This is a genomic window from Actinomadura monticuli (genome assembly GCF_041463655.1).
GTDB classification, from domain to species: domain Bacteria; phylum Actinomycetota; class Actinomycetes; order Streptosporangiales; family Streptosporangiaceae; genus Spirillospora; species Spirillospora monticuli.
Map to the genome: position 1 here is coordinate 245,529 of NZ_JAXCEI010000003.1, position 26,744 is coordinate 272,272.

Sequence of the window (26,744 nt, forward strand, 5' to 3'; positions counted from 1 at the left end):
GGAGACCTCTTTCTGTAGTCCAGAAACAGATTCTGGCTACAGGGCCTTCCCTTGTCAAGGAGTACGTTTCTGATATCAAGAGAACTCGCTGCCGGCGAGGCAGTCGATCCATGCTCCGGCCCCGGCGTGCGTCGGGCAGAAAGGTGGCACCTTGTCCGATTTCGTGACCGGTCATCCGTCGACGCACGGGGACAGCTACCAGCTGAACACCACGAACCTGTTCCGCCAGGCGGTGGCGACCCATCCGGAGCAGGAGATCGTCTTCCGGGACGCGGCCGGTGAGTGGCGCACGACGTCGTACGCGGCGACATGGCGCCGGGTGGCGCGCACGGCGCACGCGCTGGCCGGCATCGGCGTGGGGCCGGGCGACGTGGTGGGGGTCCTGGACTGGAACCACCTGCGGCACTTCGAGCTGTACTGGGCGATCCCCGGGATCGGCGCCGTGATGCTGCAGATGAACCTGCGGCTGGCCGCCGACGACCTCGCGTACGTGGTGGAGCACGCGGGCGCCACGGTGGTGTGCGTCGACGAGTCGCTGCTGGGCCAGGCCGAGGAGCTGGCGGCGCGGTGCCCGCAGGTGCGGCACTGGGTGGTGATGAGCGACAGGCCGCTGCCGGAGATCGAGACCTCGCTGCCGGACCCCCTGGACCACGAGGCGCTGCTGGCCCGCCAGGACGAGGAGTTCGACTGGCCGGTGATCGACGAGACCTCGGCCTACAGCGCGTGCTACACCACCGGCACCACGGGACGTCCCAAGGGGGTGTTCTACTCCCACCGGGGGATCGTGCTGCACACGATGATGTGGGCGGCCGACCAGGCGGTGGGCGACCACGACAACGTGCTGCTGACGACGCCGATGTTCCACGCCCAGTGCTGGGGGCTGCCGCAGGTGGCGGTGTACGCGCGGGCGCGGGTGGTCCTGCCGGGGCGCTTCTCCGCCGAGGAGATCGGCGTGCTCGCCCAGGCGATGGTGGACTACGAGGTCACGGTCACCAACGGGGCGCCGGCGATCTTCGCGCCGATGCTGGAGTACCTGCGCTCCCTGCCCGAGCCGCCGGACCTGTCCAGGGCACGGATGATCTCAGGTTCCACCGAGCCGCCGCTGAGCCTGATCAAGGGCTACCACGACCTGACCGGCGCCTCGATCGTCCACGGGTACGGCGCCACCGAGACCACGCCGCTGGTCACGTCGAACCGGCCCAAGCCGTCCCTGGAGGGGCGGCTGGACGAGCACGAGTTCTGGGACCTCAAGCGCTCCCAGGGGCTGCCCGTGGCCGGGGTGGACATCCGGCTGCTGGGCGCCGGCGGCTCCTTCCTGCCGCACGACGGGACATCGGTCGGGGAGATCTGCATCCGGGGCCCGTGGATCACCGAGAGCTACTGGAAGTCGGACGACACGGACAAGTTCCACCGCGGCTACTGGCGCAGCGGCGACATGGGCGTGATCACCGCCGACGGTTATCTGAAGATCACCGACCGGCTCAAGGACGTGATCAAGTCCGGTGGGGAGTGGATCTCCTCCATCGACCTGGAGAACGCCCTGGCGGGCCATCCCGCGGTCCGCCAGGCCGCGGTGGTGGGCGCTCCGCACCCCCGGTGGCAGGAGCGCCCGGTGGCCCTGGTCGTGCCCGAACCCGGCCACGACGTCGACCTCGGCGGGCTCAGGACCCACCTGGCCGCCACGTTCGCCAAGTGGCAGCTGCCCGACGAGATCATCGTCGTCGCCGACCTGCCCAGGACCAGCGTCGGCAAGCTCGACAAGAAGGCTCTGCGCGAGGAGTACGCCGGCTTCTACAGCGAGCGCTGACCCGCGGGCTCCGGAAAATCGGCCGGGGCTCGCCGCGGCGCGCCGACGGCGGCGCACCCGCCGGGGTGCGCCGCCCGCGGCTCACAGGTCTCCTTTGGTCTCCAGGCGGAGGAACGCCTTGGCGATGGGCTGGGCGGTGAGCTCGACCTGCCAGGCGCGGGCGCCCAGGTCGCGGAGGGCGGCGCCGATCGCGGACGGCGACGACTCGTCCGGCGGCGTCCACGCCAGGCGGCGGATGGAGTCGGGCTGCACGAGGTTCTCCGACGGCATCGAGTGCTCGTCGGCGAGCGCGGCGACGACGGCGCGGGCGGCGGTGAGCCGCTTGGCGGCCTCCGGGTCGCGGTCGGCCCAGCGGTGCGCGGGCGGCGGCCCGTCGCCGGGGAGGTTCGACTCCGGCAGCGACCGGTCCGACAGGTCGCGGGCGCGGGCGACGGCGCGCAGCCACGCCGACTGGTGCCGGCGGGCGCCGCGGCCCCGCATCGTCGGGAGGGCCTGCAGCTCGGCGGGCGTCTTCGGCGCCTTCTGCGCCAGCTCGATGATGGCGGCGTCCTGCAGCACCCGGCCGGGGGACAGGTCCCGCTCCTGGGCGATCTTGTCGCGGGCCGTCCACACCTCGCGGACGGTGGCGAGCGCCCGCCGGTTGCGCACCCGGTGGATGCCGGACGTGCGGCGCCACGGGTCGGGACGCGGCGGCTTCGGCGGCGTCGCCAGGATCGCCGCGAACTCCTCCAGCGCCCACTCCAGCTTGCCCGCGGTCTCCAGCTCCTCCTGCAGGGCCTCGCGCAGCTCGACGAGCAGCTCGACGTCCAGCGCGGCGTAGCGGAGCCAGTCCTCCGGGAGGGGGCGGGTGGACCAGTCGGCCGCCGAGTGCCCCTTCTCCAGCAGGTAGCCGAGCACGTTCTCGACCATCGAGCCGAGCCCGACCCGCGGGTAGCCGAGCAGCCGCCCGGCGAGCTCGGTGTCGAACAGCCGGCGCGGGACGAGGCCGACCTCCGCCAGGCAGGGCAGGTCCTGGTTGGCGGCGTGCAGCACCATCTCGGCGTCGACGAGCGCGGCGTCCAGCCCGGACAGGTCGGGGCAGGCGATCGGGTCGATCAGCGCGGTGCCGGCGCCCGCGCGGCGCAGCTGGATCAGGTAGGCGCGCTGCCCGTACCGGTAGCCGGAGGCGCGCTCGGCGTCGACCGCGACCGGCCCGGTGCCCGCGGCGAACGCCGCGATGACGCGGTCGAGCTCGGCGGCGGTGATGACCACCGGCGGGACGCCCTCGCGCGGCTCCAGCAGCGGGACGGCCGGGGGACCGGTGTCGGCCTCCGCGCCCTCGGGGCCGGACCCCGGCCCCGATCGCCCGGGAACGGTCCCGACCGGCTGCTCGACGGCCGTCTCATCCGCACCGGACTCCCCTTTGGGGCCGGTGGCGCGCGTTTCGGACACTCCCACTGCTTCCGTGTTCTCCCCCGCCGCCTCGGTCTCGGACGCTGTGCTCACGCCCCCTACCGTACGTCTTTCAACCGCCGGCGCCGCCCGGCCGATCCGGCAGTGCCGCGACGCCGGTGGGCGGCAGCCCCGCCGTGGTGCACATCACCTCGCACCACGCCGCGACATGGCCGGTGAGGTCGTCCCCGGTCGGCGACCAGGAGGCGCGCAGCTCCAGCTCGGTGGTGGACGGCTCGTCGCGCTTGTCGCCGAAGCTCTCCGACACCGCGCGGGTGATCGTCCCGGACACGCCCTCGTACCCGGTGGGCTCCAGGGCCTCCAGGAGCCAGTCCCAGGCGACGGAGCCGATCAGCTCGTCGGCGGCGATGTCGGGCTCCAGGTCGGCGCGGATGTAGGCGACGACGCGGAACCCGTTCGTCCAGCCGGACCGGCCCTCGGGGTCGTACAGGACGATGAGGCGCCCGGTGGCGACCTCGGTGTCGTCGTCGCGGTAGACGCTGCCGGACATGGCCGCCGCGTAGGGCGCGAGGCGCTGCGGGGCGGGCATGTCCTCCAGGTCGAGCTCCGGCCGGACGGCGGGGCCGTCGAGGACCGCGCGCAGCGTGTCGACGGCCCGCTGGAAGGCAGGTGGGTTCATGGGTGGACCGGCCTGATCGCGGGGGAGTGACGGGTCGCCGGGACGTGGATCGGGTCGGTGCTGCCGGGACGGGGCGCCGCCGCGTGCGGCGGCCAGGGGGCGCGGAGGGGATACAGGCACGGCACAGGTGGTTTCGTCTCGGGGGCCGGGCCGGTCAGGCCACGGCCCGCACGGTGACGGCGCGGCCGACGGACTGGCCGGGCGCCGGAACGGATTCGGAGCCGGTCTCGCGGGCCGGGGCGGTCACCGGCGGCAGGCCGACCAGAACGGCCGTGCCGCACTCGACGCAGGCCCGCTCCGGGCACTGCCCGCCGTGCCCGTCCAAACACGGCGGCTGCTCGAACATACGTTCATCACCGCAGGTGGAGCAGTACAAGGGGGAACCTCCCTCGGCTATGACACGCATCACGTTCGCACGGGCCGGTGACAGAATGCGGGACTTCGCTCGGCGTGTCCGGAAGTTCGTTTCGGCTCCGCCGCCCCCCGGTGCCGTGCCACCGGTGTTTCGTGGGACCATCACAACGTGACCGCTGACGCCGCCCGCCCGAACGACGACTCCGCGAACACGCGTGACGAGGCCGCGCTCGCCGAGAGCCCCTTCCTGCTGGCCTGCCGACGGCGGCCCGTGCCGCACACCCCCGTGTGGTTCATGCGGCAGGCCGGGCGCTCGCTGCCCGAGTACCTGCGGGTCCGCGAGGGCGTCCCGATGCTGGAGTCGTGCACCCGCCCCGATCTGATCGTCGAGATCACGATGCAGCCGGTGCGCAGGTACGCGGTGGACGCGGCGATCTTCTTCAGCGACATCATGGTGCCGCTCAAGGCCATCGGCGTCGACCTCGACATCAAGCCGGGCGTCGGCCCCGTCATCGCCGACCCGATCCGGTCGGCGGCCGACCTCGGCGCGCTGCGCCCCCTCGTCCCCGACGACGTCCCGTACGTGACCGAGGCGGTCAAGGGCCTGGTCGGCGAGCTGGGCGCGACGCCGCTGATCGGTTTCGCGGGCGGCCCGTTCACGCTCGCCTCGTACCTGATCGAGGGCGGACCGTCCAAGAACCACGAGCGCACCAAGGCCATGATGTACGGCGAGCCCGAGCTGTGGGCGAGCCTCATGGACCGCCTCGCCGACCTCACGATCGCGTTCCTGAAGCTGCAGGTCGCGGCCGGGGCGAGCGCCGTGCAGGTCTTCGACTCGTGGGTCGGCGCGGTCGCCGCGCAGGACTACCGCGAGTCGGTGCTGCCGCACACCCGCCGGATCTTCGCCGAGGTCGAGCCGCTCGGCGTGCCGCGCATCCACTTCGGCGTCGGGACGGGCGAGCTGCTCGGCCCGATGGGTGAGGCCGGGGCCGACGTCGTCGGCGTCGACTGGCGCGTCCCGCTGGACGAGGCCGTCAGCCGCGTCGAGCCGGGCAAGGCCCTGCAGGGCAACCTCGACCCGGCCATCCTGTTCGCGCCGTGGGAGACGGTCGAGCGCCGGGCCCGCGACGTCCTCGCCCGGGGCCGCACCGCCGAGGGCCACATCTTCAACCTGGGCCACGGCGTCCTGCCGTCCACCGACCCGGACGTCCTCGCCCGCCTCGCGGACCTCGTCCACGAGGCGAGCGCCGAGGACGCGCGCTAGGCGGACGGCGGCTCCGCCGGCGCGCCGGCGGCGGCCTTCTCCGGCTCGGCCGCCGGGGCGGGCCCGCCGGCCGGGCGGCGCCCGGACCGCTTGCCGATCCGGCGCCGGAACGCCAGCAGCGGGAACGCGATCGCGGCGGCGGCGACGAGGAACGGCAGCAGCCAGCCCACCACGGCGGCGAGGCCGCCGACGAACGCGGTGAACGCGTCCCAGCCGTTCTGTAGCCCGCCGACGAACCCGCCGCGCTCCTCGTCCTTCTTGGGCGCCGCGGCCTTGGTCACCAGGGTCACGGTCACCGTCGCGTACGTCGTGCGGTGCTTGAGCGAGTTCTGCCTCGCCTGCAGGGCCTCCAGGTCGGACTCCCGCTGGGCGATCTCCTGCTCGACGCTGATGACCTCGCCGACGGAGTTCGCGCGGGCGAGCAGCTTGCGGAACGACTCCAGCGCGGCCTTCGCCGACCGCACCCGGGCGTCGACGTCGGCGACCTCGCCGGTGACGTCCTCGGCCTCCTGGGAGAGCGAGATCTTGGTGCCGAGCTGGGTGCCGAGCCCGTTCAGCACGTCGGTGTACCGGTCGGCGGGGACCTTCAGCGCGATCTCCGACCGGGCCGGGTCGCTGGAGCTCGACTCCCGCTCGACGTAGCCGCCGGCCGCGGCGACCAGCTGCTTGGCCTTCGCGGCGGACGCCTCCACGTCCCCCGCCCGGATCCGCAGGTGCGCCGTGTGGACGACCTCACGGCCGGTCGGCAGCGGCGCCCGCGCTCCGGGTGCGGTCCTGCCGTTCCCCTGGTCGCCGGTGCTCTCCGCCGGGCCTGCCTGGTTCCGCGCGCTGGAGGGCGCCGGCGCGGCGGCCGCGCCGCCCCGGTCCACGGCCCCCGACGAGTCGGACGAGTGGTCGCCGCCGCCGCATGCGGCCAGGACCCCGGCCAGCAGCAGGACGACCAGCGCACATGTGACGTTCCTGACGTTCCGCATGGGCTTTGGACGAGGCGGCGCGGGGCCGCCGTTCCGCGGCCCGAGTCACGAAAGGGCCACGAAGCGGACCGCCCCCGATCACGGCCCGGCCCCTGTGCGGACCGTGATCGCGAGCCGCTCCCGCGCCCGATCACGTCATGGCGTCAGCCGTCGGTGAGCACGACGGGGCCGCCGATGTTCACGGTGCCGAGCGTCCACAGGGCTCCGGTGCCGGGGACGACGGCCAGCGCGGTCGCGTTGATGTTGCTCCGGTTCGGGACGGCGGTGGTCGGCACCTGCGTCCACCTCCCGCCGCTGTAGTGGAGCAGGCCGGGCTTGGCGGGCTCGTCGAGCAGGTGCCCGACGGCCCACAGGTCCCCGTTCACGCCCTGGACGATCTTGGAGAGCCCGTTGAAGCCGGGCGGCGGGGCGACGTTGGTCCAGGAGGCGCCGTCCCAGTGGGCCATGACGGACGTCATCGGCGACGTGCTGACGTTCCAGCCGATGGCCCAGGCGTCGGTGGGGGAAACGGCCACCATGTCCAGGATGCCGATGCGGCCGTCGGGCAGCCCGTCGACGGGGAAGACCGTCCAGGACTGCCCGTCCCAGTGGTACGCCTGGGGCGCTTCGTCGTACTGGCCGGGGGTGCCGAAGACCCAGATGTCGTCGTCGGCCCTGATGTACGCCTCCTGGAGGTGGGTGTCCGGGAACGCGGTGACGAACGTCCAGGTGCCGCCCGTCCGGCGGTAGACGCCGCTCTCCAGGGTCACCCAGACCCCGTCCGCCCGCGCCTCGACGCTGAGGGACCGGGACGCGGCCGGCAGGGCCACCTCCTCGAACCGCGAGCCGGTGAAGTGGCCCAGGTAGGGGCCCGACGCCGAGCTGCTCCCGAGCCTGGCGCCGTTGATCCACACGTCCTCGGGGCCGGCGGCGTCGACGTCGGTGACCGACGCGCTGCTGGGCAGGTTCTGCAGGTCGTACTCGACCCAGCCGCCGTTCTTCCAGCGCCGGACGACGGGGTTGCCGGGGATCGACTGGCCCGTCCCCGGGATGGGCCCGGGGATGACCAGCTCGCCCTGGTGACCGGAGATCCACACGCTGTCGGGCGAGGCGGCGGCGACGTCGTAGAGGGAGTTGTTCGGCCAGAAGAACGGCAGGGGCACGGGCCTGAAGTCGCCGCGGGTCGCGGCGGCGGCCGGGGCGGCGAGCCCGGCGCCCAGCAGGAGCGCCGCGGCGGCGGCGAGGGGGGCCTTCCAGGAGATCATAGGTGCCAGTATTCACTGGCAATGTCTTTCAGATCTTGTCACTTTCCGGATAAAAACGGCGCGCCGCCGGAGGGGCGGTGCCCGGCCGTGTGACTCTCGCCGCTCCGGCCGCCCCGGTGCGCGATCCGGCGGGACGTCTGGAAAGGTGGAGGACATGACCACGTCCCACGCCGTCGTCGTCGGCGGCGGCATCGCGGGCCTCGCCGCCGCCCACGCGCTCGCGCGGGACGGCGTGCGGGTGACCGTGCTCGAAGGCTCCCCCCAGATCGGCGGGAAGCTGCGCGTCAGCGAGATCGCCGGCGTCCCGGTGGACGAGGGCGCCGAGTCGATGCTGGCCCGCCGCCCCGAGGGCATGGACCTCGTCCGCGACCTCGGCCGCTCCGCCGACCTCGTGAACCCCGGCACCACCTCCTCGGCGATCCTCAGCCGCGGCGCGCTCCGCGCGATCCCGTCCGGCCAGGTCATGGGCGTCCCGTCCGACCTGAAGGCCCTCGCCGCCTCCCAGGTGCTGTCGCCGGCCGGCCTCGCGCGCGTCCCGCTCGACCTCGTGCTGCCGGAGACGCGGCGCGGCGGGGACGTGTCCGTCGCCGACTTCATCGGCGCCCGCGTCGGCCGCGAGGTCGTCGACCGGCTCGTCGAGCCGCTGCTCGGCGGCGTGTACGCGGGCCGGGTCGAGCTGCTGTCGTTCGACGCGACGCTGCCCGCCGTCGCCGCCGCCGCGCGCGGCCACCGCTCGCTGATCAACGCCGTCCAGGGCATCCGGGACGCCGCGCCCAAGGACCCCGGCCCCGTGTTCGCCACGCTGCCCGACGGCCTCGGCGCGCTCCCGCCCCTCGTGGCCGACGGCATCGCCGCCGCCGGCGGAACGGTCCGCACCGGCGCGATGGTGCGCGAGCTGCGCCGCCGCGAGGACGGCTGGCGGCTCACGATCGGGCCGACCCGCGACCCCGAGTACCTCGACGCCGACGCCGTGGTCGTCGCGGTGCCGGCCGCCCCCGCGTCCCGGCTGCTCGCGCAGGAGGCGCCCGCCGCCGCCCGCGAGCTGGCCGGCATCGAGTACGCCAGCATGGCGATCATCACGCTCGCCTACCGGGCCACCGCGTTCCCGCGCCTTCCGGACGGCAGCGGCTACCTCGTCCCCGGCGTGGAGAGCGACCCGGCGCGCGGCGGCCGGGGGGTCAAGGCCGTCACGTTCAGCTCGGTAAAATGGCCCCACCTGCGCGACCGTGACCCCGGCGTCATCGTGGTGCGCTGCTCCATCGGGCGGTTCGGCGAGGAGCACACGCTCCAGCGGCCCGACGAGGAGCTGACCGCCACCGCCATGGCCGAGCTCGCCGCGACCTGCGGCGCCACCGAGCTGCCCGCCGAGACGCGGGTGACCCGGTGGGGCGGCGGCCTCCCGCAGTACAACGTGGGCCACGCCGACCGCGTGGCCAAGGTCCGGGCCGCGGTCGCCGGGACGCCGGGACTCGCCGTCGCGGGCGCCGCCTACGACGGCCTCGGCATCCCCGCGTGCATCGCCTCGGCGCGCGCGGCCGCGACCCGGGTGCTGGACCATCTGCGCAGTCGAGAAGGAGCAGGACATGACCGAGCCGGCGGGCAAGCCGAAGGCACGCGAACTCAATAACGTCATCCGCTACACGATGTGGTCGGTCTTCCGCGTCGCGAAGCCCGGCACGCTCGGCGAGCAGGACGCCGCCGAGGTGCAGGACCTCCTCGACCAGGCCGCCCAGAAAGACGTCACCACCCGCGGCGCCTACGACGTCGCCGGCCTGCGCGCGGACGCCGACTACATGTTCTGGTGGCACGCGCCCACGTCCGACGACCTGCAGGAGGTCTACACCCGGTTCCGCCGGACGGCGCTGGGCCGCGCTAGCGAGCCGGTGTGGTCGCAGATGGCGCTGCACCGCCCGGCCGAGTTCAACAAGAGCCACATCCCCGCGTTCCTGGCCGACGAGGAGCCGCGCGGCTACGTGTGCGTGTACCCGTTCGTCCGGTCCTACGAGTGGTACCTGCTGCCGGACGAGGAGCGCCGCGCGATGCTCGCCGAGCACGGGAAGATGGCGCGCGACTACCCCGACGTGCGGGCCAACACCGTGTCGGCGTTCGCCCTCGGCGACTACGAGTGGATGCTCGCGTTCGAGGCCGACGAGCTGCACCGCATCGTCGACCTGATGCGGCACCTGCGGGGCGCGAGGGCGCGGCTGCACACCCGCGAGGAGATCCCGTTCTACACCGGCCGCCGCAAGCCGGTTGCCGAACTGGTCGCCAACCTGGCCTGACCCGGCGCCCGGCGCCCGGCGCCCGGCGCACGGCGCACGGCGCACGGCGGACGGCTCGCCGCCGCCGTGCCCTGGCGGGCCGGCCGCTCGGCTACTCGGCGGGTTCGAGGGTCAGCGAGATCGAGTTGATGCAGTAGCGGTCGTCGGTCGGGGTGGCGTAGCCCTCACCGTGGAACACGTGCCCCAGGTGGGAGTCGCACACCGCGCACCGGACCTCCGTGCGGACCATGCCGAGCGAGCGGTCCTCGATCAGGACGACCTTGTCGGAGTCCGCCGGCTCGTAGAACGACGGCCAGCCGCAGTGGCTCTCGAACTTGGTGTCCGAGCGGAACAGCTCCGTCCCGCAGGCGCGGCACCGGTACACGCCGACCGTCTTCGTGTCGGTGTACTCGCCGGTGAACGGCTTCTCCGTGCCCGCCTCGCGCAGCACGCGGAACTCCTCGGGGCTGAGCTGCGCCCGCCACTCGTCCTCGCTCTTGCGGATCTTCTCCATGCCTCCGAAAATACCCGGCGGTGCCGTCCCGGCGGACTGTCCCGTGCACGTGGGTTCTGTCGTACACCTGGGTTAACGTGCAGTCATGGCCTCGCCCTTCATCGAGATCCCGGTCGGGGATCGGCTCGTCAAGGTGACCAATCCCGACAAGGTCTATTTTCCGGAGCCCGGCTACACCAAGCGGCAGCTGGTGGAGTACTACCTGGCCGTGGGTGAGGGCATCCTCCGCGCGACCAGGAACCGTCCGACGACGCTGGAGCGCTGGCCCGCCGGGGTCTTCGAGGGCGCCAAGATGGCCACCCGGGAGGACTACGCGCGCGGCCAGGCCGGCATGGGCGCCGGCAGGTCGGACGCGTTCTACCAGAAGCGCGTCCCGAAGGGCGCGCCCGACTGGGTGCGGACGGCCCGCATCGCCTTCCCCAGCGGCCGCTTCGCCGACGAGGTCTGCCCGACCGAGCCCGCCGTGATCGCCTGGGCCGCGAACCTCGGCACCCTCACCTTCCACCCCTGGCCCGTCCGGGACGGCGACGTCGACCACCCCGACGAACTGCGCATCGACCTCGACCCGCAGCCCGGCACCGACTTCTCCGACGCCGTCCGGGTGGCCCTCGGCCCGGCCCGCGACCTGCTGGCCGAGCTGGGGTACACGGGGTACGTCAAGACGTCCGGCAAGGCGGGCGTGCACATCTACGTCCGCATCGAGCCCCGCTGGACGTTCACCGAGGTCCGCCGCGCCGCCCTGGCCTTCGGCCGCGAGGTCGAGCGCCGCGCCCCCGCCGAGGTCACCACCCGGTGGTGGAAGGAGGAGCGGGGCGAGCAGATCTTCATCGACTTCAACCAGAACGCACGCGACCGGACGATCGCGTCGGCCTACAGCGTCCGCCCGGCGCCGCACGCCCCGGTCTCCGCCCCCGTGACCTGGGACGAGCTCCCCGACGTCGACCCCCGCGACTTCACCATCGCCACCATGCCGGCCCGCTTCGCGGAGCTGGGCGACCTGCACGCGTCCATCGACGACGAGTCCTTCACCCTGGACACCCTCCTCGACATGGCCGACCGCGACGAGAACGACCACGGCCTGGGCGACATGCCGTATCCGCCCAACTACCCGAAGATGCCGGGCGAGCCCAAGCGCGTCCAGCCCAGCAAGGACACCGACAACCGCGCCTGACCCGGCGGGAATGCGCGCTGCCGCACCGTGATGGGAAACAGCGTCAGGTCGATCTGATCCGAAGGCGGCGCGGCCCGCCGGCCGGTGTTCCGGGCGGCGGGCCGGCCCCGTCAGTACAGCTCCCGCTCCTGGACGGGCAGGGTGACCTCCGCTGGTCCCCGCCAGGTCGCGGACCGCTTCGGCGGCGCGACGAGCGCGGCCGGGTCGTCGGCGGCGGCGGTCACCGGGATGGTGATCGAGGTGCCGCGCAGGTCCACGGTGACCTGGGCGCCGGTGGGGGTCTCGGTGTTGTAGTCGGCGTCGGTGCCGGCGAGGACGAGGGCCAGGCGGTGGCCCTTCTTGAGGAGGTACTCCTGGCTGAGCGTCTCCCAGCGGACGGTGTGGAACCGGCCGGGCCGCAAGGGCCTCGGCCGGCTCAGCGAACGGTCGTTCTGGGCGTCGAGCCAGCCGCGGGCGACTACGTTCACGGGTGAGGCGACCGTGGTGACCTCCGTCTGCTTGTAGCAGGCGTCGTCGGCGGGCGTGCTCTCGCCATGGCAGTCCTCGGTGGCGAGGGTCCAGATCCCGGACCCGGAGCCGAGGTAGTTCACGCGGGTGTCGTCGCCGTAGTCGACGAGGAGGGCGGTCAGGTTGGCCGTCGGCCCGTCGAGCTTGATCTTCAGATGGGCGTCGGGGGTGCCGGAGAGGCGTCCGGTCCGGGGGAGCGGGCCGGAGACGAAGGCCGTCCGGTACGGCTGGGACGCCGTCGGGTCGGAGACCATCGCGCTCTCGGAGTAGCCCTCGCCGCGCGGGCCGGGGGCGTCGGCGAACGCGGCCGTCGCGCCGCGGGGTGCGCGGTCCAGGCCGAGGGTTCCCCCGGGGCCGGGGCGCAGGACGAGGTCGCGGGCGTCGCGGGCGGGCCAGTCGGGCTGCGTGATCCACTGGTCCGGGCCGGTCTCGATGTCGGCGCGCGGCTCCCGCATGATGCCGTTGGGGATCTTCTGCAGTTCGTGGTCGAACCAGCGGTGCAGGGTGTCCACCCACGCGTCCCGGCGGGTGTCGAACGGGTCGACGTGGCCGCGCTGCGACAGCCACACCTTGCGCTCCACGCCGCGCCGCGCGAGGGCCTGCCACCATTCGGCGAAGTGGTCGTCCTTGACGTTGAGGTCGTTGACGCCGTGCGCGGCGAAGACGCTGGCGCGGACGCGGGACGCGCGCGCGATCGTCCCGTCCCGGTAGTCGGCGGTCTTCCAGTAGGCGTTGTAGTTGCCGGTGGCGTCGTCCTCGCCCTCGTCCAGTCCGGCGTTGACGGCGGCGCACTTCTCGGGCGGGTCGGTGTCGACATAGCTCGCGAGCCACGGCTGCTCGTCCGTCCAGTACTTGACGCCGTTCATGCGGCTGTAGCCGTACCAGCTGCTGATCGCCGAGATGGGGACGATGGTCTCCAGCCCCTCGACGCCGGTCGCGGCGACGCCGTTGGCGAGCGTCCCGTCGTAGGACTTGCCGATCATGCCGGTGCGGCCGGTGGTCCAGGTGGCCTTCACCGCGGTTCCGTCCGGCCGGTACGCCTCGGCGCGGCCGTTGAGCCAGTCGACCACGGCCTTGCCGCCGAGGACGTCGGTGGGCCCGCCGCTGACCGGGCAGCCGTCGGAGCGGGTCGTCCCGACCATGTCCACGGCGAGGAACGCGTACCCGCGCGGGACGAAGTAGTTGTCGTAGAACAGCGGGAACTTCACCGGGTTCCCGGCGGCGTCGTAGGTCTTCAGCTCGCCCTCGTTGCCGCGGCCCGCGTTGTCGTAGTACGGGCTCTCGTCCATGATCACCGGGACCTTGAGGCCGTGCTCGGTCTCCGCGGGCCGGATGATGTCGACGTTGACGCGGTCCTTCTTGCCGTCCCGGTCGCTGTCCACGGCCGACTCGACGTAGACGTGCTCGCGGATCGCGTCCTCGTAGGAGAAGACGGGCTGGGTCACGCCGTCCTTCACCACGATCTTCGGGGACGGCTGGGCAAGCGCGGTCGCGCCGCCGCCGGCACCGGCGAGCGCCGCGCTCGTGAGCGCGGCCGCCGCGACCGTCCGCCGGGTCCGTCTCAGGGGTCGCCTGGCCAACCCGCACCTCCGGGAGCTGGGAAAATGATCTCTAGGAGGCACACGTTCCTCGCCCCCGGGGGCGCGGTAAAGGTCGGCGCACGACGGACTCGGACGGAATTTGGTCACCTCCTGCCCTTGCGTCCTCCGGTCCGACCGAAACCGTGGTCTCGGGCTGTCCGTGAACGGGGGCCGGGGATGCCCCGCGCGTTCCCCGGGCATCCCCGCCCGCATGGGATGGAGCTATCGAAAAGCAATCCGCATGGGACCGTTCCGCATCAACCTGTCGAAGAAGGGCGTCGGGCACAGCGTCGGCGCGCGCGGCGCCCGCTACACCCGCTCGGCGGACGGGCGCCGCCAGGTGACGTTCCGGATTCCCGGAACGGGCCTGTCCTGGCGGCGCTCGCTCGGCCGGCGCCGCTAGTGCGGTGCCCCCTCGTTGATCTGCGGCGAGTTGTTGTTTCGGGGGCGCCCATAACAACAACTCGCCGCAGGTCGACGCACCGGGTGGGCGGCTAGCGCTTCGCGCGGTTCACCGCGGCCAGGACGGCCTCCACTGACGCCGTCAGCACGGACGTGTCCCGGCCCGCGCCCCAGGACGTCACCCCGTTGACCCGGCATTCCGCGTAGGCGACCGCCATGGCGTCGTTCGCCCGCCGGTCGGCCTGGGGCGCCGTCCCCACGGAACGGCCCCGGCCAGGACGCGCCGCGTGCTCGGCGTACTGGAGGACGTCCACTTTGATGCCGGCGGACGCCAGGGCATCGGCGAGCGCGTCGATGGGGCCGTTGCCGGTCCCGGTGTGCTCGCGCTCGTCGCCGTCCACGCGGATGACGCCGGTGAAGTCGTGCCGCGCCGGGCCCGTGCTGGACGTCCGCCACCGGACCACGGAGACCGGTCCGGCTGGGTCGAGGTACTCGGCGCGGAACAGGTCCCACAGTTCCTCGGCCGTGGCCTCCTCCCCGCTGCCGTCCGTGGCCCGCTGCACGACCTGGGAGAACTCGATCTGCAGGCGGCGCGGCAGTTCGAGGCCGTACCCGGTGCGCAGCAGGTAGGAGATGCCGCCCTTCCCGGACTGGCTGTTGACCCGGATGACCGCCTCGTACCCGCGTCCCACGTCGGCGGGGTCGATCGGCAGGTACGGGACGTCCCACGGCAGTTCCTCCCGCGGCGTCCCCGTCTCCGCGGCGCGGCGGGCGTGCAGGGCCATGCCCTTGCCGATCGCGTCCTGGTGCGTCCCGGAGAACGCCGTGTAGACCAGGTCGCCGCCGTACGGATGCCGCTCGTGGACGGGCAGCCGGTTGCAGTGCTCGACGGTGCGGCGGATCTCGTCGATGTCGGAGAAGTCGATCCGCGGGTCGACGCCCTGCGCGTGCAGGTTCAGGGCGAGGGTGACGAGGTCGACGTTACCGGTCCGCTCGCCGTTGCCGAACAGGCACCCCTCTACCCGCTGCGCGCCCGCCAGCACGGCCAACTCCGCGCAGGCGACGCCCGTCCCGCGGTCGTTGTGCGGGTGGACGGACAGGATCACCGCGTCCCGCCGCGCCAGGTTCCGGTGCATGTACTCGATCTGGTCGGCGTACACGTTCGGCGTGGCGATCTCGACGGTCGCCGGCAGGTTCAGGATCACCGGGCGGTCGGGGGAGGCGTCCCACAGGCCGGCGACCGCGTCGCACACCTCCAGCGCGTAGTCGGGCTCGGTGAAGTTGAACGTCTCGGGGGAGAACTCGAAGCGCACCCCCGGCCGGGCGAGGCGCGCCACGTCGGCCGCCCCGTCCAGGACCAGCCGCTTCACCCCGGCCCGGTCGGACCCGAGCACGACGTCCCGCCACACCGGGCCCGTCGCCGTGTAGAGGTGGACGACCGCCCGGGGCAGCCCCTCGACGGACGCGAACGTCCGCTCGATCAGCTCGCGCCGCGCCGGCGTGAACACGACGGGCGTCACGTCGTCCGGCACGCCCGCCTCCGCCAGGTGCCGGACGAAGCCGAAGTCGGTCTGGCTGGCCGACGGGTAGCCGACCTCGATCTCCTTGAAGCCCATCGCCACGAAGAGGTCGAACATGCGGCGCTTGCGCGCGGTGTCCATGGGCTCGGCCAGTGCCTGGTTGCCGTCCCGCAGGTCGACGGGCACCCACAGCGGCGCCTCCTCGACGCGCCGGGACGGCCAGGTGCGTTCGACCTCGGGGACGGGCGAAGGGACGCGGTCGTGGACCGACCGGTACCGGTGGAACGGCATCGAACTGCCGCGCTGTGGGTTCCAGGAGGGCCCGGTCGCCGGACCGGACGGGGTGTTCAGGGTCGGGAAGTTCATCGGAGCGTGTCCTCGTGGTCGCCGGACGACCGGCAGCACCGGACCCCGCGGCGGGGTGCCGGTCGGATCAGGCCCCGCCGCGGCGACCGAGGAGGAGGGCGCGCCACGACATGACCGCAACCCAACCACACCTCAGCTCCTCAGACAAGCTGAGTGCGAGATATCCTGACCGCCCGCCCACCGCGAAGGACCCCGCATGCCGCCCGCCAGCGCCACCCCGCCACCCGGCGAACGCCGGGCCCCGCTCGGCCCGCTCCGGCCCAGCCCGCTCGTCGAGCAGGCCGCCGAGCGCCTCCGCGACCAGATCGCCGGCGGCTCCTGGCCGGTCGGGACGAAGCTCCCCGGCGAGACGACCCTCGCCCGCGAGCTCGGCGTGGGCCGCTCGACCGTCCGCGAGGCCCTGCGCGCCCTGGCCGGCGCGGGCCTCGTCCAGCCGAGGCAGGGCGCGGGCGTGTTCGTCGTCGCGACGGAACCGGACGAGGACTGGCCCGCCCGCCTCCGCCGCGCCTCCGTCGCCGACGTCTACGAGATACGCATGATGCTGGAGGTCCGCGCCGCCGAACTCGCCGCCGAACGCCGCACCGACGCCGACCTTGCCGCCCTCGACCGGGCCCTCGCCGCCCGCGACGACGCCTTCGCCGGCCCTGCCGTCGAGGCGTTCATCGACGCCGACATCGCCCTGCACACCGCCGTCGTCGCCGCCGCGCACAACCCGGTCCTCGCCGACCTGTTCGCCGAGTTCGTCCCCGTCCTGCGCGACGGCCTCCTCGACCTCGTCACCCTGGTGGACGTCCGCGCGTCCGACACCGCCCACGGCCGCGACGCCCACGCCGCCCTGGTCGAGGCGGTCCGCGGCGGCGACCCCGCCGCCGCCGGCCGGACGATCAAGAGGGAACTCGCCGGGACCCTCGCCGCGCTACTCCAGGGACGCTAGGAGGGGCGGCAGGTCGCCGTCGTGGACGACCGTCAGGCGCCGCGTGGGGCGGGTCAGCGCGACGTAGAGGTCCTGCCCGCCCTTGGGCGACTCGGCGAGGATGCCGGCCGGGTCGACGACGATGACGGAGTCGAACTCCAGGCCCTTCGCCTCCTCGGCGGTGAGGACGACGACCGCGGAGTCGAGGGCCTCGGGGGTGGCGCCGGCGGCGGCGTCCGGGAGAATGTCCAGGACGGCGGCGTGGCGGGCTCCGGAGGCGATGACGGCCAGGCGGCCCTCTGCGGAGACGTCGCCGGTGACGAGGGCGAGCTCGGAGCGGACCAGGGACGGCAGCTCGGCGATCGGCAGCGCCAGCGCGGCGGGCGGCGGGCCGTCGTCGCGGACCGGTACGGGCGGGGTCTGCCCCGGGTCGACGGCGGCGAGGACGTCGGCGGCGACCCGCATGATGGCGGCCGGGGTGCGGTAGTTGACCAGCAGGCGCTGCTCGCGCCAGCGGCCCGGCACGTAGCGGTCGAGCATCTGCCCCCAGTCGGCGGCGCCGGCGGCGCTGCCGGTCTGCGCGATGTCGCCGACGACGGTGAGGGAACGGGTCGGGACGCGGCGCATCACCGTGCGCCACGCCATCGCGGACAGTTCCTGCGCCTCGTCCACGATCACGTGGCCGTACGCCCATTCGCGGTCGGCCATGGCGCGCTGGGCGGTGGTCAGGGGCGGGCCGTCGTCGTTGTGGCGGTCGGCCAGGTCGCGCGCGGAGATCACGTCGCGGGCGGAGAGCAGGTTCGTGGTCCCGGCCGATTCGATGACCTCGCGGGCGTAGCGCTCCTCTTCGGCCTGCGCGGCGTCGGCGGCACGCCGGCGCGCCCGGCCGGCCGCGTCGTCCGTGCCCAGATGCTCGGCGGCCTCGTCGAGGAGGGGGACGTCGGACACCGTCCACGGGGAGCCGGACGGACGGTGCAGCAGCGCGCAGTCGGGAAGGCCGAGCTGGGAGCCGAGGCGGGCGAGGGTGCCGGGGGAGGCGTACAGGTCGCTCAGGAGCCGCTGCGGCGTCAGTTCGGGCCAGAGTTCGTTGAGGGCCTTGTGGACGGCGGGGTCCTGCCAGAGGGCCTCCTTGGCGAGACGGAGGTCGGTCTCGTCCAGGAGGGGCTCGTCCTCGGCCTCGTCGATGAGCTCCTGGAGCCAGTCCGGCAGACCGCCCGACTTGGCGATCTCCTCCAGGGGCTCGTCCATGATGCGGTCGTACTGCTCGGCCCGGTTGACGGCGAGGGCCTCCAGCATGTCGTGGACGTAGCGCCGCCGCTGGATGTTGTGGGGGAGGCGCAGAGCGCGCGCACGGTCGCGGATCTGCGCGCACCGTTCGGCGTCCACGACGAGGGTGAGGCCCTCCACGTCGATGTGGAGGCCGTCAGAGGGCGCGCGCTGCCGATCGTGCACGGCCGCTTGCACGAGGTCGGCCATGCGGAGGTCGCCCTTGATGACGGCGACCGCGGGCGTCTCCCGCGCTGTCGCCTTGAGGCCGGGATAGAGCTCACCGACCGTGGCCAGGGCGACGTCGGTCTCGCCCAGGCCGGGGAGGACCTGCTCGATGTAGCGGAGGAACGTGGCGTTCGGGCCGACGACGAGTACGCCGCGCCGTTCCAGGACGTCCCGGTGCGTGTAGAGCAGGTACGCGGCGCGGTGCAGGGCCGCGACCGTCTTGCCGGTGCCGGGGCCGCCCTGGACGACGAGCACGCCCTGCAGTCCCGAGCGGATGACCTGGTCCTGCTCCTCCTGGATGGTGGCGACCACGTCGCTCATCCGGCCCGTCCGGCCGCGGCGGAGGGTGGCGAGCAGGGCGGCCTCGCCGACGATGCCGCCCCGCTCCGACTCGTCCAGGCCCTCCAGGTCGAAGACCTCGTCGTCCAGCCGGACGACCTCGCGGTGCCGCAGATGCAGGTGGCGGCGGCGCGCGAGGGTGCCGGGCGCGCCGGGGGTGGCGGTGTAGAACGGCCGGGCCGCGGCGGCGCGCCAGTCGATCAGGATGGGCTCGTGGTCCTCGTCGCGGAGGCCGACGCGGCCGATGTAGAAGGTGTCGCCGGGGCCGTCGGCGCCGGCCCGGTGGTCGATCCGGCCGAAGCACAGGCCGTTCTCGACGCCGCCGAGCCGGGCGAGGCGGCGGGCCGCCTCGTCGGTCGCGACGGCGCTCTCCACCCGCGCCTGGAACGCGGAGCCGCCGCCCGCCGCCGGACCTTCGCGCAGCGCGGCCTCCGCCTTCGCCCGCTCCACGTCGAGCCGCGCGTACACGCGGGACACGTACGCCTGTTCCGCGCGCATCGGCGCGGAATTCTCGTGGTCGGGGTTGACAGCGTCCGCTTGACGGAGTCCCATGCTTCGGCTACACTCCTAGTCATAGGGTTAGGTATGTTGTGCGCAAGTCGTAAGTCGCCAGCCTAGCATCCTTTCCTCCGCGCCGCATGATCTTCTGCCGCCGCCCAAAAGATCGTTCTTGTTGGGGCGGGTGTCATCCGCGCGGTGCTCCGCGGCCACCGGTCTTCGTGAGGCTTTCCGGCGATCACTGCCGGATCCCTCCGAAAGGTCGCTCCTCCATGACCTCCATGACCTCCATGGCCGACTCCGCACACCCTCTGAACCGGCGCACGTTCCTGGTCACGACCGGTCTCGCCACCGCCGCCGGCGCCGCCGCGACACTCGTCCCCGCCCCGGCGCACGCCGCCGGGCCGCGCCCGCTGCCCGGCGACCCGTTCACCCTCGGCGTCGCGTCCGGCGACCCCGAGCCGGACGGGTTCGTCCTCTGGACCAGGCTCGCCCTGAACCCCCTCGCCGAGGACGGCCTCGGCGGCATGCCCGCCCGCACCGTCCCCGTGAGCTGGGAGGTCTCCTCCGACGAGCGCTTCCGCCGGATCGAACGGCGCGGCACCGCCGCCGCACGCCCGCAGAGCGCCCACTCCGTGCACGTCGAGCTGAACGGCCTGCGCCCCGGCCGCGAGTACTGGTACCGGTTCCGCGCCGGCACGCACGTCTCCCCGGCCGGGCGGACGCGCACCGCCCCGCACCCCGCCGCCTTCGGCCCCGCCCTCGCGATGGCGTTCGTCTCGTGCAGCCAGTTCGAGCACGGCTGGTTCACCGCCTACCGGCGGCTCGCCGAGGAGCACCCCGACCTGGTCCTGCACCTGGGCGACTACCAGTACGAGTACAAGAAGGGCGTCTACACCATCCCGGGCGGCAACGTCCGCGACCACGAGGGCCCCGAGACGGTCACGCTGGCGAACTACCGGCTGCGGCACTCCCAGTACAAGTCCGACCGCGACCTCCAGGCCGCGCACGAGGCGGCGCCCTGGCTCGTCGTCTTCGACGACCACGAGGTCGAGAACAATTGGGCGGACGACATCCCCGAGGCGAACTCCGACACCCCGTCCTACGAGCAGTTCCGCGCGCGCCGCGCCGCCGCGTTCCAGGCGTACTACGAGAACATGCCGCTGCGCCGGCGCTCCGTCCCGAAGGGGCCGGACATCCAGATCTACCGGCGCGTCCGGTGGGGCAGGCTCGCCACCTTCCACATGCTCGACACCCGCCAGTTCCGCGACGACCAGGGCTGCGGCGACGGCTACAAGGACTGCCCCGAGGCCGTCGACCCGAAGCGCTCCATCACCGGGGACCGGCAGGAGGCGTGGCTGCTGGACGGCTTCCGCCGCTCCCGCGCCCGCTGGGACGTCCTCGGCCAGCAGGTGTTCTTCGCGCAGCGCGACAACACCGACGGGCCCGTCAAGAAGACCTCGATGGACGCCTGGGACGGCTACGTCGCGTCCCGCGACCGCATCACCCAGGGCTGGCTGGACGCCGAGGTGCGCAACCCGGTCGTGCTCACCGGCGACGTCCACGCCCACTGGGCGAGCGACCTGAAGGCCGACTACGACGACCCCGGCTCCAGGACCGTCGGCTCCGAGCTGGTGTGCACGTCCATCACCAGCACCGGCGACGGCGCGGACTCCGACCCCGCCGCCCACCCCTTCCTGAGGATCAACCCGCACCTGCGCTTCTACAACAACCAGCGCGGCTACGTGCTGACGACGATCGGCAAGGACGAGATGAAGGCGGACTTCAAGACGCTGCCGACCGTCCGGACGCCGGGCGCCGCCGTCTCCACCAAGGCGACGTTCGTCATCGAGGACCGCGTCCCCGGCGTCAACCAGACCTACCTGCGGCCGTTCGCGTCGGCGAAGATGACCGCCCAGTCGGAGCGGGACCTCATCCAGGAGACCATCGACAACGAGACCCAGCCCTGACCTGCGCGCCCCGGCCCCACCGCGGCCGGGGGGCCGGGCGCGGCACGCCGCCGCGCCCGGCCCGCGGGCTCAGCGGTCGGCCCGCGCGTTCGTCGCTCCGCCGCCGAAGATGTCGGCCAGGTCGTAGGCGATCGGCACCTCCAGCTGCTCGTAGGTGCAGGACCGCGGCGTGCGGTCGGGACGCCAGTTGCGGAAGCGGGCCGTGTGCCGGAACCGGTCGCCCTCCATCGCCTCGTAGGCCACCTCCACCACCAGGTCGGGGCGCAGCGGGACCCAGCTGAGGTCCTTCTTGCCCGTCCAGCGGGAGATCGCGCCCGGCATCCGGTCGACGGTCGCCTCGGTCTGGCTCGCCCATTCCGACCAGGGGTGCTCGGAGAGGTCCTCCAGCCGGTAGGGCCGCAACTCCTCGACCAGCTCGGCCCGGCGCTTCATGGTGAACGAGGCCGCGACCCCCACGTGCTGGAGCTTGCCCTCGGAGTTGTAGAGCCCGAGCAGCAGCGACCCGACGATGGGGCCCGACTTGTGCCAGCGGAAGCCCGCCACCACGCAGTCGGCGGTGCGCTCGTGCTTGACCTTGAACAGGACCCGCTTGTCGGGCTGGTACTCGGTGTCGCGCGGCTTGGCGATCACGCCGTCCAGCCCGGCTCCCTCGAACTCCTCGAACCAGCGCAGCGCCAGCTCGTAGGAGTCGGACGCCGGCGTGACGTGGATCGGCGCCCGCACCCCGGCCAGGGTGTCGGTGAGCCTCCGCCGCCGCTCGCCGAGCGGGACCTCCAGCAGCGACTCGTCACCGAGGGCCAGCAGGTCGAACGCCACGAACGACACGGGCGTCTCCTCCGACAGCAGCTTGATCCGCGACGCGGCCGGGTGGATGCGCTGCTGGAGGCCGTCGAAGTCGAGGCGCGTCCCCTTCGGCAGGACGATCTCGCCGTCGACCACGCACCGCTCGGGCAGCTCGCGCTTCACCGCCTCGACCAGCTCGGGGAAGTAGCGGGTGAGCGGCTTCTCGCCGCGGCTGGACAGCTCCACCTCGTCGCCGTCGCGGAACACGATGCAGCGGAAGCCGTCCCATTTCGGCTCGTACAGCAGGTCGCCCTTGGGCATGGTCTTGACCGCCTTGGCCAGCATCGGCGGCAGCGGCGGGCTGATCGGCAGGTCCATGCCCCCCATCTTGCGCCCCGGCACCGACAGAACACCATCCCGGGGGCGTCCGATAACGTGCAGGTCATGCGCCGTCTGCTGCCCGAGCCCGCCGCCGGCGTCGACCCGTACGAGGCCTACGGCGACCAGCCCGGGCTGCGGCTGGGCATGGTCATGAGCGTGGACGGTTCCGCGACCGACGCCGAGGGCTGGACGGACGGGCTCGGCGGCGACGCCGACTTCCGCGTCCTGCGGGCCCTGCGCGCGCTGACCGACGCGATCCTCGTGGGCGCGGGCACGGTGCGCACGGGACGCCTCGGCCCCGCCCGACTGCGCCACGATCTGCGGGCGCGCCGCGGCGGCCCGCCCGCCCCCATCGTCGTGGTGAGCCGCTCCCTCGACCTCGACTGGACGCTCCCGCTGTTCACCGACGCCGAGACGCCCACCATCGTGGTGACGTCGCAGAACAACCGGGGGAAGGCCCCGCGCGGCATCCAGGTCGTCGCAGAAGGCGAAGACGACGTCGACCTCCCCGCCGCCGTCACGGCCCTCCGCGAAGACCTCGGCTACGAGCATCTCCTCTGCGAAGGCGGCCCCGCCCTAGCGACCGCGCTGATCCGCGCGTCGCTCGTCGACGAGCTGTGCCTGAACATCGCCCCGGCCCTTCTCGGCGGCCCCCGCCACACCCGCCTCCTGGACGACCTGGACGCCGAGGTGCCGCTCGACCCCGCCGCCCTCTACATCGACGAGGGCGTGCTGTTCGTCCGCTACCGCTTGCGGGTGTAGCGCAGGAACAGGAACTCCTCGTCCTGCAGTGCGTGGGCGAGCGTCATCTCCGGCGGAACCTGCACCGGCGGACCGTTCAGGATGCGCGTCGCGTGCCCGGCGAGCAGCATCGGGCTCAGCGTGAGGCACAGCTCGTCCAGCAGCCCCGCCCCCACCACCTGTGCGAGGACGGCCGGACCGCCCTCGCACAGCAGGCGCCGGTGGCCGCGGGAGGCGAGCTCCCGCACGGCGGCGGGGAAGTCGAGCGAGTCGTACCCGGCGACGATGACGTCGGCGTGCTCCCGCGCGGCCTTCAGCCGGGCCGGGTCGGCCGTCGCGGTCGCCAGCACGATCGTCGGGACCTGCGCCTCCGTGAAGATCGGCGCGTCGAAGTCGAGGTCGAGCGTCCGGGAGACGATCGCGATCGGCGGCACGGGCGGCCGCCCCTCGCGGACGCCGTCCCAGCCCTCGCTGGGCCTGACCGGCCCGTACCCCTCGGCGCGCACCGTGCCCGCGCCCACGATGACGACGTCGGCGAGCCCGCGCAGCAGCAGGAACAGGTGCTGGTCGGCGGGGTTGCCGAGGCCGCCGCTGCGCTCGTCGCGCTGCGCCGCCCCGTCCAGGCTGGCGACCATGTTGGCCCGCATCCAGGTGGCGCCGGGCGGATACGCGTAGCGCTCGGTGAGGTCGACCTCGCCGGGCTCCGGAGAGAGAGTGCGCATAGATGGTTCAAGCTACTGCACATCCCGTCAGACCGGACGGATGACCGTCTGTGCACCAATCTGTACGAATCCGTCATGCCGGGAGCGCCGGGAGGCGACACTTGCCCTGGGGGACGGGGAGGAAGAGTTCAGAGAAGGGAGCGGGGGGTGGGGTTCGCGGCATTGGGCGCGTGGATTCTGGCCGCCGGGGCGGGCTGCTACCTGCTGGTCATCTGGATGCTGCGCGGGGGGCGCTCGACGAAGGTGACGCGGTTCCCGGTCCTGTTCGTGGTCGGTCATCCGCTGGCGGCCGTCGGCGGTCTCGCCGTCTGGATCGCCTACCTGGCGACCGGGACCGCCGGATACGCGTGGCTCGCGTTCGCGGTCCTGCTGGTCGTGGCCCTGCAGGGCTTCATGCTGTTCACCCGCTGGCTCGTCGGAGGCGGCGGCCGCCACGCCCGCGGCGCGGAGCAGGCGTTCCCGGCCATCGCCGTCGCCGTCCACGGCGCGGTCGCGGTCGCCACGGTCGTCCTGGTCTTCTTGACCGCCATCGGGGTGACCCGCGCCTAACCACTAGAGACCCCGGCGGACTGGGGGCGGGCAGGCGGAGCGAGCGCAGGCGACCGCAGCGATGCGTCCACGCCCGCACAGCCACAAAAGGCCGCAACGCGGTGTGAAGATCGCCTGCGTCGTCGACGGGGGTTCCAGGGGCCGCCCCCTGGGCTCTAGGCCCGCCGCAGGACGAGGAGGGCGCGGTCGGTCAGCCGGACGACGTCGCGGGCCTTGACGCGGGGACGTTCGCCGACCGTGCCGGGCTCGGCGGTGTCGAGGGCGAACTCCCAGCGCTCGCCGTACTCGGCGCCCGGCAGCGTGAACTCGACCGGCTCCGAGCCGGCGTTGATCAGCAGCAGGAACGAGTCGTCGCGGACGCGGCGCCCGCGCGGGTCGGGCTCGGTGATGGCGTCGCCGTTCAGGAACACGCCGAGGGACTTGGCGAACCCGACGTTCCAGTCCTGGTCGGTCATCGTCTCGCCGGCGGGGGTGAGCCAGGCGATGTCGGCGGCGGCGCCGCGGCCCGTCCCGGTGAAGAAGCGGCGGCGGCGGAACACCGGGTGGTCGTGGCGGAGGCGCGACAGGGTCCGGACGAACTCCATGTCGTCGGAGTCCTCCCAGTGGACCCAGGCGAGCTCGTTGTCCTGGCAGTAGGCGTTGTTGTTGCCCTTCTGCGTGCGGCCGAGCTCGTCCCCGTGGGAGAGCATCGGCACGCCCTGCGACAGGAACAGCGTGGCGAGGAAGTTGCGGCGCTGCCGGGCGCGCAGTTCCAGGACGGCGGTGTCGCGGGCGGGCCCCTCGACACCGCAGTTCCAGGAGCGGTTGTCGTCCGTGCCGTCCCGGTTGTTCTCGCCGTTGGCCTCGTTGTGCTTGTGGTCGTAGGAGACGAGGTCGGTGAGCGTGAACCCGTCGTGGCAGGTCACGAAGTTAATGGACGCGAACGGCCGCCGCGCGCTGTGCTCGTACAGGTCCGACGACCCGGTCAGCCGCGACGCGAACTCCGGCATGGTCGCGTAGGAGCCGCGCCAGAAGTCGCGGACGGTGTCGCGGTACTTGCCGTTCCACTCCGTCCACAGCGGCGGGAAGTTGCCGACCTGGTAGCCGCCCTCGCCGACGTCCCACGGCTCGGCGATGAGCTTCACCTGCGAGACGACCGGGTCCTGCTGGACGAGGTCGAAGAACGCGGCGAGCCGGTCGACGTCGTGCAGCTCCCGCGCCAGCGCGGAGGCGAGGTCGAACCGGAACCCGTCGACGTGCATCTCCAGGATCCAGTAGCGCAGTGAGTCCATGATGAGCTGCAGCGCGTGCGGGTTGCGGACGTTCAGCGAGTTCCCGCACCCGGTGTAGTCGAGGTGGTAGCGCTTGTCGTCGTCGCGCAGCCGGTAGTACGAGCAGTTGTCGATGCCGCGGAACGACAGCGTCGGGCCCAGGTGGTCGCCCTCGGCGGTGTGGTTGTAGACGACGTCCAGGATGACCTCGATGCCCGCCTCGTGCAGGGCCCGGACCATCGCCTTGAACTCCAGCACCTGCTCCCCGTACTGCCCGGACGAGCTGTAGGAGTTGTGCGGCGCGAAGAACCCGATCGTGTTGTAGCCCCAGTAGTTGTCGAGCCCCCGCGCCACCAGCGCGTGCTCGGGGATCGACTGGTGCACCGGCATCAGCTCGACGGCGGTGACGCCGAGGTCGAGCAGGTGGTCGATCATCACCGGGTGCGCGAGGCCCGCGTAGGTGCCGCGCTGCTCCTCCGGGATGCCCGGGTGCAGCCTCGTCAGGCCCTTCACGTGCGCCTCGTAGATGACGCTCTCGTGGTAGGGGACGCGCGGGGGCCGGTCGTCCGCCCAGTCGAAGAACGGGTTGATGACGACGTTCTTCGGCATGTGGGGGGCGCTGTCGTCCTCGTTCAGCGCGTCGGGGTCGTCGAACCGGTAGGAGAACAGCGACTCGTGCCAGCGGACGTCGCCCTCGACGGCCTTGCCGTACGGGTCGAGCAGCAGCTTGGACGGGTTGCAGCGGTGCCCGTCGCGCGGGCTGAACGGCCCGTGCACCCGGTATCCGTAGCGCTGGCCTGGGCCGACGCCGGGCAGGTAGCCGTGCCAGACGAACCCGTCGACCTCGGGCAGCTCGCGCCGCGTCTCGTTGCCGTCGGCGTCGAACAGGCACAGCTCGACCCGCCGGGCCACCTCGGAGAACAGCGCGAAGTTCGTGCCCGTGCCGTCCCAGGTGGCGCCCAGCGGATAGGGGTCCCCTGGCCACACCTCCCGCATGCTCTCCCCTCCCGGCCGGTCCGTTCCGCCCCGTCGATTGTCGCCTAACCGGGCGCGTGCCGCGCGCCACGGC

The 26,744-nt window shown here is 73.1% G+C and carries 22 protein-coding genes; 10 read left to right on the plus strand and 12 right to left on the minus strand.

The window, feature by feature from the left end:
- Nucleotides 1–151: 151 nt before the first annotated feature.
- Nucleotides 152–1,807 carry a long-chain-fatty-acid--CoA ligase gene (locus SM611_RS07700; protein WP_371948337.1) on the plus strand — a complete coding sequence of 552 codons (1,656 nt, stop codon included), beginning with the start codon at nt 152–154 and terminating at the stop codon, nt 1,805–1,807.
- A gap of 81 nt (nt 1,808–1,888) precedes the next feature.
- Here SM611_RS07700 and SM611_RS07705 read toward each other — a convergent pair whose 3' ends face one another.
- The 3 genes from SM611_RS07705 to SM611_RS07715 all read right to left on the minus strand — a co-directional run bounded on the left by SM611_RS07705 (nt 1,889) and on the right by SM611_RS07715 (nt 4,224).
- Complete coding sequence (locus SM611_RS07705; RefSeq protein WP_371948723.1) at nt 1,889–3,088, minus strand: HRDC domain-containing protein; 1,200 nt, start codon at nt 3,086–3,088, stop codon at nt 1,889–1,891.
- Between the two features lie 223 nt (nt 3,089–3,311).
- Complete coding sequence (locus tag SM611_RS07710; protein ID WP_371948338.1) at nt 3,312–3,878, minus strand: DUF3000 domain-containing protein; 567 nt, start codon at nt 3,876–3,878, stop codon at nt 3,312–3,314.
- 154 nt (nt 3,879–4,032) lie between these two features.
- Complete coding sequence (locus SM611_RS07715) at nt 4,033–4,224, minus strand: hypothetical protein (RefSeq protein ID WP_371948340.1); 192 nt, start codon at nt 4,222–4,224, stop codon at nt 4,033–4,035.
- Nucleotides 4,225–4,482: 258 nt separating this feature from the next.
- On the opposite strand from SM611_RS07715, the gene hemE reads away from it, so the two are divergent.
- Nucleotides 4,483–5,496: a uroporphyrinogen decarboxylase gene (gene hemE / locus SM611_RS07720; RefSeq protein ID WP_371948725.1), complete on the plus strand. Its 1,014-nt coding sequence runs from the start codon at nt 4,483–4,485 to the stop codon at nt 5,494–5,496.
- Here the strand turns inward: hemE and SM611_RS07725 are convergent.
- Together SM611_RS07725 and SM611_RS07730 are read right to left on the minus strand one after the other, a co-directional pair.
- On the minus strand, nt 5,493–6,470 hold the full coding sequence (locus SM611_RS07725; RefSeq protein WP_371948341.1) for a DUF4349 domain-containing protein: 978 nt from the start codon (nt 6,468–6,470) through the stop codon (nt 5,493–5,495). The two genes, hemE and SM611_RS07725, sit on opposite strands and share 4 nt — an antisense overlap.
- A 143-nt stretch (nt 6,471–6,613) precedes the next feature.
- Nucleotides 6,614–7,714, minus strand: coding sequence for a ligand-binding sensor domain-containing protein (locus SM611_RS07730; protein WP_371948343.1), 1,101 nt, complete (start codon nt 7,712–7,714; stop codon nt 6,614–6,616).
- A gap of 154 nt (nt 7,715–7,868) precedes the next feature.
- Here SM611_RS07730 and hemG point away from each other — a divergent pair, with 154 nt between their 5' ends.
- Nucleotides 7,869–9,341: a protoporphyrinogen oxidase gene (gene hemG, locus SM611_RS07735; protein WP_371948344.1), complete on the plus strand. Its 1,473-nt coding sequence runs from the start codon at nt 7,869–7,871 to the stop codon at nt 9,339–9,341.
- A complete protein-coding gene (gene hemQ / locus SM611_RS07740) occupies nt 9,298–9,996 on the plus strand; it encodes a hydrogen peroxide-dependent heme synthase (protein WP_371948345.1) in 699 nt (232 codons plus the stop codon). Before hemG ends, hemQ begins: the two co-directional genes overlap by 44 nt.
- A gap of 91 nt (nt 9,997–10,087) precedes the next feature.
- Here the strand turns inward: hemQ and msrB are convergent, their stop codons facing one another.
- Nucleotides 10,088–10,489 (minus strand): peptide-methionine (R)-S-oxide reductase MsrB, encoded by a 402-nt coding sequence (gene msrB, locus SM611_RS07745; RefSeq protein WP_371948347.1) that lies wholly within the window; start codon nt 10,487–10,489, stop codon nt 10,088–10,090.
- Nucleotides 10,490–10,574: 85 nt separating this feature from the next.
- Here msrB and SM611_RS07750 point away from each other — a divergent pair, with 85 nt between their 5' ends.
- Nucleotides 10,575–11,660: a DNA polymerase domain-containing protein gene (locus tag SM611_RS07750; protein WP_371948349.1), complete on the plus strand. Its 1,086-nt coding sequence runs from the start codon at nt 10,575–10,577 to the stop codon at nt 11,658–11,660.
- 110 nt (nt 11,661–11,770) lie between these two features.
- Here SM611_RS07750 and SM611_RS07755 read toward each other — a convergent pair whose 3' ends face one another.
- On the minus strand, nt 11,771–13,747 hold the full coding sequence (locus tag SM611_RS07755) for a Xaa-Pro dipeptidyl-peptidase (protein ID WP_371948351.1): 1,977 nt from the start codon (nt 13,745–13,747) through the stop codon (nt 11,771–11,773).
- 211 nt (nt 13,748–13,958) lie between these two features.
- On the opposite strand from SM611_RS07755, the gene SM611_RS07760 reads away from it, so the two are divergent.
- Nucleotides 13,959–14,150 (plus strand): DUF4236 domain-containing protein, encoded by a 192-nt coding sequence (locus tag SM611_RS07760; RefSeq protein WP_371948353.1) that lies wholly within the window; start codon nt 13,959–13,961, stop codon nt 14,148–14,150.
- Between the two features lie 91 nt (nt 14,151–14,241).
- Here the strand turns inward: SM611_RS07760 and leuA are convergent, their stop codons facing one another.
- Nucleotides 14,242–16,035 (minus strand): 2-isopropylmalate synthase, encoded by a 1,794-nt coding sequence (gene leuA, locus SM611_RS07765; protein ID WP_371948354.1) that lies wholly within the window; start codon nt 16,033–16,035, stop codon nt 14,242–14,244.
- 196 nt (nt 16,036–16,231) lie between these two features.
- Between leuA and SM611_RS07770 the strand changes: the two genes are divergently transcribed.
- Complete coding sequence (locus SM611_RS07770; RefSeq protein ID WP_371948355.1) at nt 16,232–16,969, plus strand: FadR/GntR family transcriptional regulator; 738 nt, start codon at nt 16,232–16,234, stop codon at nt 16,967–16,969.
- On the opposite strand, the gene SM611_RS07775 is transcribed toward SM611_RS07770, so the two are convergent.
- A complete protein-coding gene (locus SM611_RS07775; protein ID WP_443112128.1) occupies nt 16,952–19,333 on the minus strand; it encodes a HelD family protein in 2,382 nt (793 codons plus the stop codon). The two genes, SM611_RS07770 and SM611_RS07775, sit on opposite strands and share 18 nt — an antisense overlap.
- A 218-nt stretch (nt 19,334–19,551) precedes the next feature.
- On the opposite strand from SM611_RS07775, the gene SM611_RS07780 reads away from it, so the two are divergent.
- The gene (locus tag SM611_RS07780; protein ID WP_371948359.1) at nt 19,552–21,249 is read left to right on the plus strand and encodes an alkaline phosphatase D family protein; all 1,698 of its coding nucleotides are present in this window, start codon (nt 19,552–19,554) and stop codon (nt 21,247–21,249) included.
- Nucleotides 21,250–21,318: 69 nt separating this feature from the next.
- Here SM611_RS07780 and SM611_RS07785 read toward each other — a convergent pair whose 3' ends face one another.
- Nucleotides 21,319–22,410, minus strand: coding sequence for an ATP-dependent DNA ligase (locus tag SM611_RS07785; protein WP_371948361.1), 1,092 nt, complete (start codon nt 22,408–22,410; stop codon nt 21,319–21,321).
- Between the two features lie 66 nt (nt 22,411–22,476).
- Here SM611_RS07785 and SM611_RS07790 point away from each other — a divergent pair, with 66 nt between their 5' ends.
- Entirely contained in the window at nt 22,477–23,175 is a 699-nt protein-coding gene (locus tag SM611_RS07790) for a dihydrofolate reductase family protein (protein ID WP_371948363.1), read from the plus strand.
- Here SM611_RS07790 and SM611_RS07795 read toward each other — a convergent pair.
- Nucleotides 23,157–23,876 carry a pyrimidine reductase family protein gene (locus SM611_RS07795; RefSeq protein ID WP_371948364.1) on the minus strand — a complete coding sequence of 240 codons (720 nt, stop codon included), beginning with the start codon at nt 23,874–23,876 and terminating at the stop codon, nt 23,157–23,159. The two genes, SM611_RS07790 and SM611_RS07795, sit on opposite strands and share 19 nt — an antisense overlap.
- A 147-nt stretch (nt 23,877–24,023) precedes the next feature.
- On the opposite strand from SM611_RS07795, the gene SM611_RS07800 reads away from it, so the two are divergent.
- On the plus strand, nt 24,024–24,425 hold the full coding sequence (locus SM611_RS07800) for a hypothetical protein (protein ID WP_371948365.1): 402 nt from the start codon (nt 24,024–24,026) through the stop codon (nt 24,423–24,425).
- A 155-nt stretch (nt 24,426–24,580) separates the two neighbouring features.
- Here SM611_RS07800 and glgX read toward each other — a convergent pair whose 3' ends face one another.
- Nucleotides 24,581–26,671, minus strand: a complete 2,091-nt coding sequence (glgX, locus tag SM611_RS07805; protein WP_371948367.1) for a glycogen debranching protein GlgX — start codon at nt 26,669–26,671, stop codon at nt 24,581–24,583.
- Nucleotides 26,672–26,744 lie beyond the last annotated feature (73 nt).